The organism is Ferrovum myxofaciens (genome assembly GCF_000735045.1).
Classification (GTDB): Bacteria; Pseudomonadota; Gammaproteobacteria; order Burkholderiales; family Ferrovaceae; genus Ferrovum; species Ferrovum myxofaciens.
The window spans coordinates 1-8,028 of record NZ_JPOQ01000054.1 but is presented as its reverse complement, the minus strand read 5'-3'; the positions used below and the strand labels follow the sequence as shown (position 1 = coordinate 8,028).

Here is an 8,028-nt window from a genome sequence, read left to right as displayed (position 1 = left end):
AGTTTCTCGGATTGCCGGACTTCAAAGTGTGCCATGTTCGTTTGGGTGAAGAAAGAATATGACTAATTATCTCATTAATTCAAACGGTTGTATATGTTTTTAAGGGCTTCGAACACGGATTCAGGTAATACAGCCAAAATTTCTTTGGTGCAGCAAATTGCCTCATCAGGGACAACGATGCGCCGAACCATTTCAATCAGTCGCTTGCCATGCAAGCCAGGACAAACCAACGATTGCTCCAATGTCTCGGCCATCCCTGTGTCAGTAGATATTTGTCGCTCAAAAAATTGCTTATCAATATCCAAAAATCTCGCTCGCTCTTGTTGTGTTGGTACATGCAACACATCAACACTTGTTCCATCACTATTATTAAGACGAAAGTTGCAAGCTATGCGCCATTCTCGCTGGCGGTAATATTCTAGCGATCTATCTTGCCGTTTGTTATCAGTAGGATAAAAGAAATTGAGCAACGCAAAAGTTCCTGCATTTAGGTCGTTCCACGGAGTTACAGCGTGCCCAATTGCTGCGAGCAAATTCTTTGCTTCATCACGATTGATTGAATAGGAGCCTCGTCCATCAGGGCTACGCGCAAAACCCACATCAAAATTAAAACTCTCTGATACTGGTGTTGGGCCTTGCAAGACTTGATTGAGAGTCGCCATTCGTTGAATGATTGCATGTGAATCCATTGCCATAGCTAGCAGGGAAGTACCTATACTGCTTCCATCTGCTGCGTTACTGGTTGGTTGTGGTACGTAAAATACAGGTGCAGCACCAAGGCGGCGCACTGTATCAATCTCGAATTCCAAAGCGAAATGACCGAACTTTTCAGCGTGCTCAGAAATCTCCGAAGGGCTTAACTCTGTAAAACACACGCGCTTTTGAAGTAGCGGAAAAATACGGGGCTGCGCGTTTCCTACAGACGGCTGTTTCCATTCGATAGTTTCGGGTGTCAACAACAGACCAAAGTCTCTTATTGCAGCGAGAATTTTGCATCCCTTTTCAGCCTCTTCCTTTGTGGAAGAGCCTCTGCGAGGGAAGCTGTGATAAAAAAAGCGTTCTTGCATAGGCCGCGCCTTTGGTTATTCCCCGTCCAAGTAACACGGGGGGCTATGAATACGAGAAGCGCGAATGCTGCCCTAGAAACCCCTGTATTTCAATAGGGAGAAGTATTTGGCCCTTGTGCAACGACTGACCGCTCGCACTACGCCAGCGGCTGGACAGTCACCATCAGGGGCAGCGATTCGACTTTTACGAAAACGATGCAGAAACAAATGGGCAACCTGACAGGTTGCCCACTTCCATGAGTGATTGGTACGCCGGAAGTGATTAGAACTTCCGCAATGGATACAACAGCAGACGAAGATTCAGATTACTGAAACGACCGCAAAGGCCGAGCAGTGTGAATTGGCCTTCCGACCGGTTCCGAAGTGCAGCAGCCGTTCAAATGACAGCATATCTGGGTGTACGTGTGACCGCAATAGGTTCTATCCTGCCGTTGCCAGCCCAGTGACCACCGGCAACTCCTGGCACGATCTGGTAGTTCATTCTGCCATATTGGATGCCGCATTGCTGCCAGTGGTGAATGGCCCAAATTGGCCGTTAGCGCCGAACAGTGCCTTCACGTAAAAACGGCACTCGCTTTTACCGCGCTGCATAAATCCAGATCAATTACAAAATAAGGATACCCTTTTGCAGTTTCCCGCAGCAATCCGCACGCGCCCGAAATTCCCTCATGGTGTCGGTGACCATCTTTCAGGACAATGTCGTTTCAAGCAAGTTGCTCTGAAAGGATTGGTCACCAATGCATGAAATCAACCATCATCCCCCTGAACTCATGTCTCCCGATCAGCGTCTGGCAGAAATCGCGTTCCTACTGGCCAAGGGGCTAGTACGACTACGTATGGCACCTGTTGCGAAGACTGCAAAGATTATCGGAGAGGGCAAGTTTTTACTTGGCTTTAGTGGCCACCAGAGCGTTCATACAGACACCGTCAACAACGAAGAAACGGAGTCATGATGAATGCAACCACCAACCGTTACACTACTCCCGCCTCTGTGACCGCCCAGATTGCCGGGTTGCCAGATTTGCAAATGGCCGAGATCAGATCTCTCTGGAAGGAATTGTTCCGATCAGATACGCCTATCTATAACCGCCAGTATCTGGAACGGCGCATTGCTTACCGGTTGCAGGAGATTGAGTTCCGGAAAGTTGATCGGAACCTGATGGACCGGAATGCGCGCCGCATCAAAACCATCATAGAAACGGGCCAGAACAAAAAGCGCGATCGCGATCACAGACCGGTCGCCGGTACGATGTTGACTCGAGAATATAAGGGGATTATTCACAGAATCGTGGTAACCCCCGATGGTCACTATGATTTTCAGGGACGTATGTACCCAAGCCTCTCCATGATTGCCCGAGAAATCACCGGGACACGGTGGTCTGGTCCATTGTTCTTTGGGCTCAAGCCGTCAGCCACGAAACCCACCTCCAAAAAAGGAGTTCGTCGATGAGCGAGGCCCTGAAACGCCGCATGCGCTGCGCGGTTTACACGCGCAAATCCACTGATGAAGGGCTCGACCAGGAATACAACTCGATCGACGCTCAGCGCGACGCCGGTCATGCATATATCGCCAGCCAGCGTGCAGAAGGGTGGATTTCGGTGGCAGACGATTACGATGATCCGGCATTTTCCGGCGGTAATATGGAACGGCCCGCGCTCAAGCGTCTGATGGCGGATATCGAGGCTGGAAAGATCGATGTGATCGTGATCTACAAGATCGACCGTCTGACGCGCAGTTTGGCTGACTTTTCCAAGATGGTCGAGGTGTTCGAACGCTATGGCGTGTCTTTCGTTTCAGTCACTCAGCAATTCAACACCACCACCTCAATGGGTCGGTTGATGCTGAATATCCTGCTCTCCTTCGCCCAGTTCGAGCGAGAGGTGACGGGCGAGCGTATCCGCGACAAGATCGCGGCCAGTAAACGCAAGGGTATGTGGATGGGCGGCGTGCCGCCGATCGGCTATGACGTCGAGAACCGGCGACTGATACCCAACGAACGCGAGGCCAAAATTGTCCGTCACATTTTCCAACGTTTCCTCGAACTCGGCTCATCGACCTTGCTGGTGAAGGAATTGCGACTCGATGGAGTGACTTCAAAGGGCTGGACTACGCAGGACGGCAAAGTCAGGGAAGGCAAGCCAATCGACAAGAGCCTGATCTACAAGATGCTTGGCAATCGAACCTACCTTGGGGAGTTGCGTCATAAGGAGCAGTGGTACCCAGCCGAGCATCCGCCCATCATTGACCGCGAACTGTGGGACAAAGTCCACGCAATCCTGGCTACCAATGGCAGGGTGCGCGGCAATGCGACTCGAGCGACCGTGCCATATCTGCTCAAGGGCATCGTATTCGGAAACGACGGCCGTGCCTTATCACCCTGGCACACCACGAAAAAGAATGGCCGTCGGTATCGATACTATGTGCCGCAACGGGATGCCAAGGAGTACGCCGGTGCGTCAGGCCTGCCGCGCCTGCCAGCAGCAGAACTCGAATCGGCGGTACTGGAGCAACTGCGGACGGTCCTGCGCGCCCCGGAACTCCTGCGTGAGATGTTGCCACAGGCGATAAAACTCGACCCCACCCTGGACGAAGCCAAAATCACCGTGGCTATGACCAGGCTCGACGTGATTTGGGACCAGCTTTTCCCGGCCGAGCAATCTAGGATCGTCAGGCTTTTGGTGGAGAAAGTCATCGTGTCGCACAATGACCTCGAGGTACGGCTGCGCGCCAACGGCATCGAGCGTCTGGTGCTTGAATTGCAACCGGCGGATATTTCCCGGCCCGAAGAGGCATTGGCATGAGCGAGATCCACATTCAGAAGATGGGAAAACCTGGAGTTATCGAGGCCAGCGATGGTCGATTGACGTTGTCGGTACCGATCCAGATCAAGCGACGCAGCGGGCGAAAACTGGTCACACTGCCCAATGGGGAAACCATCAAACCCAGACCTTGGGACACCACGACAACGCCTCTGCAACTGGCGGTGGCCAGAGGTCATCGCTGGCAATCCATGCTCGAATCCGGCGAGGTGAAAACCATGCGGGAATTGGCTACCCGTGAGGGCGTGGACAACAGCTACGTCAGCCGGATGATCAATTTGACGCTTTTGCCGCCGTGGACGGTTGCGGCGATTCTCGACGATACTTTACCGGGGCACATCACGCTGTTCGATCTGGCGGTCGATCCGCCGGTGGTGTGGGCGACTCAACCTAGTTAACTTGTGCGTCGCAGTTTGTCATATGGTTGTGGATGATGTAACCTCATCTTCGAGACGGGCTATGCCATCGAAGGCGTGTTGGCATTTGCTGATGGAATGATGCTCGGCGAGCAAGCTGGTCAGCGCGTCTGGCACATGGTCGAAGTGAAATCTTCCACCGGCGTGAAGGATTTCTGGAAGAATTTTGACCCAATCAGAGCCGGCCACAAACAAACGACGTTTTTGAATTGCAAAACAATCAAAAATTGGTCTATTAAATTATCAGGAGACAAGCATGAGCGACACCCAGCAAGCCCTCCAGCCTGAGAACAATCCCAAACGTAATTCAACGCTTCGGGATGAACGCTTGCAGCAACTGATGGAAAGTTGCCAGCAAGAAGTGCTGCGCCAGATCATCGGCCCCTTTGGGCTCACGCCGGTGATGTTCGATGACAAGGACGGTGGGAATGTGGCTACGGTGCACAACGCAGATAAATCTATGTTTCCTGATGAGCAGCATGAAAAGAATCACGAAATTGCCAATGACTTATACAGCCAGCAAGTCAGACAAACGCATTGGGATGACAAGGGCGCACGGGGCAAAATTCACAAGGCAAACAATGAGGCACTTGATGCGGGCCAAGAGGTTTTGAGCGATGCAACTCAAAAGCCAATGACCAAAGGTGAGATACATGGTGATCACACGGTTTCTTTAAAGGAAGCGCATGGTGACAAGGCGCTGCATCTTCGCTTCAGTGAGGAGGAACGAAAGCAGATCCTGAACAACGAAAAGAACATGGCTTTCATCGAGGCTTCGCTGAACACATCGAAAGGCGAACGAAGCTGGGATGAATGCCTTAATGACCCTGAGTTTGTTCAGAAGCACAATCTGTCCCGTGATCACATCAAGCAGATTAAGGCGAATGATAAACAAGCACGGAGCTATATCCAAAGAAAGAAAAACAAGAGACTTGCTGACGAGTTGCTTTCCACTGGAGCCAAAGAGGCAGGCAAGAACGCTATGCGTCAGGCGCTTGGTGTTTTGTTGCATGAGTTTGTGAACGGCAGTTTTGTCGAGATCAAGACGCTGCTGAAGGAACGCAGCAGTGAGGAAAACCTGATCGACCGTCTGGTCGCAAGCCTCAAGCGTGTGATGAACCGCGTGATCAAAAAGCTGAAAGCAGCGCTCGATACAGCCATTCAGGGGGGGGTGCAAGGCTTCATCAGCAATCTGCTGACCTTCCTGATCAACAACCTGATCACGACATCCAAGAAAATCGTCACCATTATCCGCGAGAGCATGCAGAGCCTGTGGAAAGCTATCAAGTTGATGGTGAACCCGCCAGAAGGTATGTCGGCGCTGGAAATCACGCGTGAGGTAACCAAGATCATTGCAGCAGTGGTGACGATGGGGCTCGGCATGTTGCTCGAGGAGTCGGTCAAAGGCTTCATCATGACGATCCCTGTGCTCGTCCCGATCGCTGATGTGCTGGCTACGGCGCTCACTGCCATCATGACCGGTATCACGGGAGCGTTGATCGTGTACGGCGTTGACCGCTTGTTTGACTGGCTTAGTTCAACTGGAACAGAGTTACTGACTGCGCAGGAAGCGAATGCTGACGCGCAGGTGCTTGTCATGGGGCGTCTGCAAAGTTGGCTAAGTATTCAGTATGAGAACTCGCGCCTGTATGAGGTATGCGTCGCGGAGTATCGGCAGGTACAGCAAAGTTTTGCAGTCATATCGTTTCAGATGGAAGCGGCTACGGTTGAGGCCGGCGAATCAATCCGCGCGCGAAACTTCATGATTGAAGCTGTAGAATCCCAGATCGACCGCAAGAAACGCCTTGAAGATGCGCTGAAGTCTTTTTGAAAACTGTACTGATTAACCGGAGGAGTGATGTCACAGATCATTAATGAACTGGCCACAATTGAAGTCAGCAATGAAGTTCTGCAGCAGTTGGATCTTGGCGGTATCTGTCAGTCTTTCAGCAAAAATTACCGGAATCTCGACAATCTGAAGAACTTTAGATCAGAATATGAAAAGAAAAATTGGTTGATGCGATGGTGGCACAACGACAAGCTTCGTGATGCGCAGTTGGACTCAGCAGAAGTGCAGGCTGAGTTTTCGAAGACGATTGGACAGTTGATGATGATCAGCATCATGCAGTCCAAAGAGCTTTCTGAGCAGCAAACGCAGTTGAATGATCAACAGGGTAAATTGAAAACCCAAGCGGATGGAATTGCTGAACATGCAGGCAAATTGCAGGAGCAACATCAGGTTCTAGCTGAACAATCCAAAAAGCTCGAAACCTTGGTGCATGAATACTTCTCGCTGAAGGGGTTGACGGAAGAAGGCGCTCAAAAGCTGATCGAAATTGCGCGCGAGGTTAAGGCAACCAAGGACGGGATGCTCCAGGAGTTCGAAGCGCGCTCCCAAAGCGTGGAGGCGGTATGTGCTGAGGTGCAGTTACACATGGAAATCGTTTCCGCACAGGTGGATGAGCGTATTCGCTTGAGTGCGGAGCAGACCCAGGCAGGAATCGCAGGTGTTCAACGTGAAACGCGTGAGGCGCTTACCGTCTACGAAGCAAGCCAGCGAGCGCATCAGGAAGAGGTACAGAACGCCTTGAACCAAGGCATGGAAAGGCTGGCACAAAGCCAGCGTGAAACGGAGGCCGTGTTGCAATCAAAACACGCGGATCTCAAATCACGGTTCTCTGATCTCTTCGAAAAACACGACAAACAGTTTGCTGCACATCAGGAAAAATTCGGGGCGATTGATGGTGCAGTCGAAGGGCTGTCTGCCCGATCAAATGATCTCGCCACTGCAATTGCTGGTGCCAAAGCCGGGCTGACCAGTTGCGTTGAACATCAGCAAACCCATCATGGCGCCATGGCGGTGTTCCAGCAAGAGGTATCCAAGAGCATCAAACGTCTGCACTTTGTTGCGGCGGGGCTGTCTGTAGTAGTTTTGGGGCAAATTTGGGCTTTGGCGCACTTGATGAAATGAATTGTGGTACTGAAACCGACGGCCATGCAACTGGCGGTGGCCAGAGGTCATCGCTGGCAATCCATGCTCGAATCCGGCGAAGCCAAGTCGCTCAGGGAGATTGCCACCAAAGAGGGGATCGACAACAGTTACGTCAGCCGGATGGTCAACTTGACTACGCTGGCGCCCGACATCGTTGCCGCCATCCTCGACGATGCATTGCCGGACCACATCACGCTGTTCGATCTGGCGGTCGACCCGCCGGCGCTGTGGGATGAACAGTGGCAGAGGGTATTGTGAAGGCGTTTGCTGTGAAAGCATAGAAGAAAAACCCAGTGGAACGGGCCGAGGATTATCGCTGGTCAAGCGCTGGAGCACAGTGTGGGAACAGAACCGACAGTGTGTTGAATCTCTAATCAAGTTGGCGTGAGCAATTTGCGGCGATTGATGACTGGTCTGCATGGCTGTCCGATGCGGGCGAAGTAGAGAAAATCGGGATATTGAGGAAAAATGTGGAAAAAGGATTGCCCTGTGGCAGTGAAAATTTTGTTCGAAGTTTGGGGAAGATAGCGGGACGCCACCTAGAGTACTATCCACAGGGCCGACCAAAAAAACTCAATAGGACAGAAAAGGGTAGCGTCTCCTTTTATTTTGGCTCTATGTGAAATACAGTGGGTAACTGAATTTCAGTTTGCCGCACAAAAAGTAAATCATGTTGATGAAATTTCCAGTATTGCGGTAGCCCCTGGCGCGTCTTTTTGCTAGTTGAACCTTG

8 protein-coding genes and 1 pseudogene are annotated in these 8,028 nt (G+C 51.5%); 8 read left to right on the top strand and 1 reads right to left on the bottom strand.

Annotated elements, in window-relative coordinates:
• Positions 1 to 74 precede the first annotated feature (74 nt).
• Positions 75 to 1,067 carry an abortive infection system antitoxin AbiGi family protein gene (locus IV91_RS0107665; RefSeq protein ID WP_031597347.1) on the bottom strand — a complete coding sequence of 331 codons (993 nt, stop codon included), beginning with the start codon at positions 1,065 to 1,067 and terminating at the stop codon, positions 75 to 77.
• Positions 1,068 to 1,804: 737 nt separating this feature from the next.
• On the opposite strand from IV91_RS0107665, the gene IV91_RS0107660 reads away from it, so the two are divergent.
• The 8 genes and pseudogenes from IV91_RS0107660 to IV91_RS0107630 all read left to right on the top strand — a co-directional run.
• On the top strand, positions 1,805 to 2,020 hold the full coding sequence (locus tag IV91_RS0107660; RefSeq protein ID WP_031597346.1) for a hypothetical protein: 216 nt from the start codon (positions 1,805 to 1,807) through the stop codon (positions 2,018 to 2,020).
• Entirely contained in the window at positions 2,017 to 2,517 is a 501-nt protein-coding gene (locus IV91_RS0107655; protein ID WP_197456330.1) for a DUF2924 domain-containing protein, read from the top strand. Before IV91_RS0107660 ends, IV91_RS0107655 begins: the two co-directional genes overlap by 4 nt.
• Positions 2,514 to 3,869 carry a recombinase family protein gene (locus IV91_RS0107650; RefSeq protein WP_031597343.1) on the top strand — a complete coding sequence of 452 codons (1,356 nt, stop codon included), beginning with the start codon at positions 2,514 to 2,516 and terminating at the stop codon, positions 3,867 to 3,869. Before IV91_RS0107655 ends, IV91_RS0107650 begins: the two co-directional genes overlap by 4 nt.
• Positions 3,866 to 4,285 carry a hypothetical protein gene (locus IV91_RS0107645; protein WP_031597341.1) on the top strand — a complete coding sequence of 140 codons (420 nt, stop codon included), beginning with the start codon at positions 3,866 to 3,868 and terminating at the stop codon, positions 4,283 to 4,285. Before IV91_RS0107650 ends, IV91_RS0107645 begins: the two co-directional genes overlap by 4 nt.
• Positions 4,286 to 4,360: 75 nt before the next feature.
• On the top strand, positions 4,361 to 4,591 hold the full coding sequence (locus IV91_RS17890) for a hypothetical protein (RefSeq protein WP_233418421.1): 231 nt from the start codon (positions 4,361 to 4,363) through the stop codon (positions 4,589 to 4,591).
• Positions 4,560 to 6,134, top strand: coding sequence for an ESF1 family protein (locus IV91_RS0107640; RefSeq protein WP_031597339.1), 1,575 nt, complete (start codon positions 4,560 to 4,562; stop codon positions 6,132 to 6,134). Before IV91_RS17890 ends, IV91_RS0107640 begins: the two co-directional genes overlap by 32 nt.
• A 27-nt stretch (positions 6,135 to 6,161) precedes the next feature.
• Positions 6,162 to 7,274, top strand: coding sequence for a coiled-coil domain-containing protein (locus IV91_RS0107635; RefSeq protein WP_031597338.1), 1,113 nt, complete (start codon positions 6,162 to 6,164; stop codon positions 7,272 to 7,274).
• 15 nt (positions 7,275 to 7,289) lie between these two features.
• Positions 7,290 to 7,553 (top strand): annotated as a pseudogene (locus IV91_RS0107630) (LacI family transcriptional regulator); the annotation flags it as partial.
• Positions 7,554 to 8,028: the final 475 nt, after the last annotated feature.

What these genes read in the sequence shown, in the direction of transcription:
- IV91_RS0107665 (WP_031597347.1), bottom strand. Translation starts at nt 1,067, where the DNA reads ATGCAAGAACGCTTTTTTTATCACAGCTTCCCTCGCAGAGGCTCTTCC.
- IV91_RS0107660 (WP_031597346.1), top strand. Translation starts at nt 1,805, where the DNA reads ATGCATGAAATCAACCATCATCCCCCTGAACTCATGTCTCCCGATCAG.
- IV91_RS0107655 (WP_197456330.1), top strand. Translation starts at nt 2,017, where the DNA reads ATGATGAATGCAACCACCAACCGTTACACTACTCCCGCCTCTGTGACC.
- IV91_RS0107650 (WP_031597343.1), top strand. Translation starts at nt 2,514, where the DNA reads ATGAGCGAGGCCCTGAAACGCCGCATGCGCTGCGCGGTTTACACGCGC.
- IV91_RS0107645 (WP_031597341.1), top strand. Translation starts at nt 3,866, where the DNA reads ATGAGCGAGATCCACATTCAGAAGATGGGAAAACCTGGAGTTATCGAG.
- IV91_RS0107640 (WP_031597339.1), top strand. Translation starts at nt 4,560, where the DNA reads ATGAGCGACACCCAGCAAGCCCTCCAGCCTGAGAACAATCCCAAACGT.
- IV91_RS0107635 (WP_031597338.1), top strand. Translation starts at nt 6,162, where the DNA reads ATGTCACAGATCATTAATGAACTGGCCACAATTGAAGTCAGCAATGAA.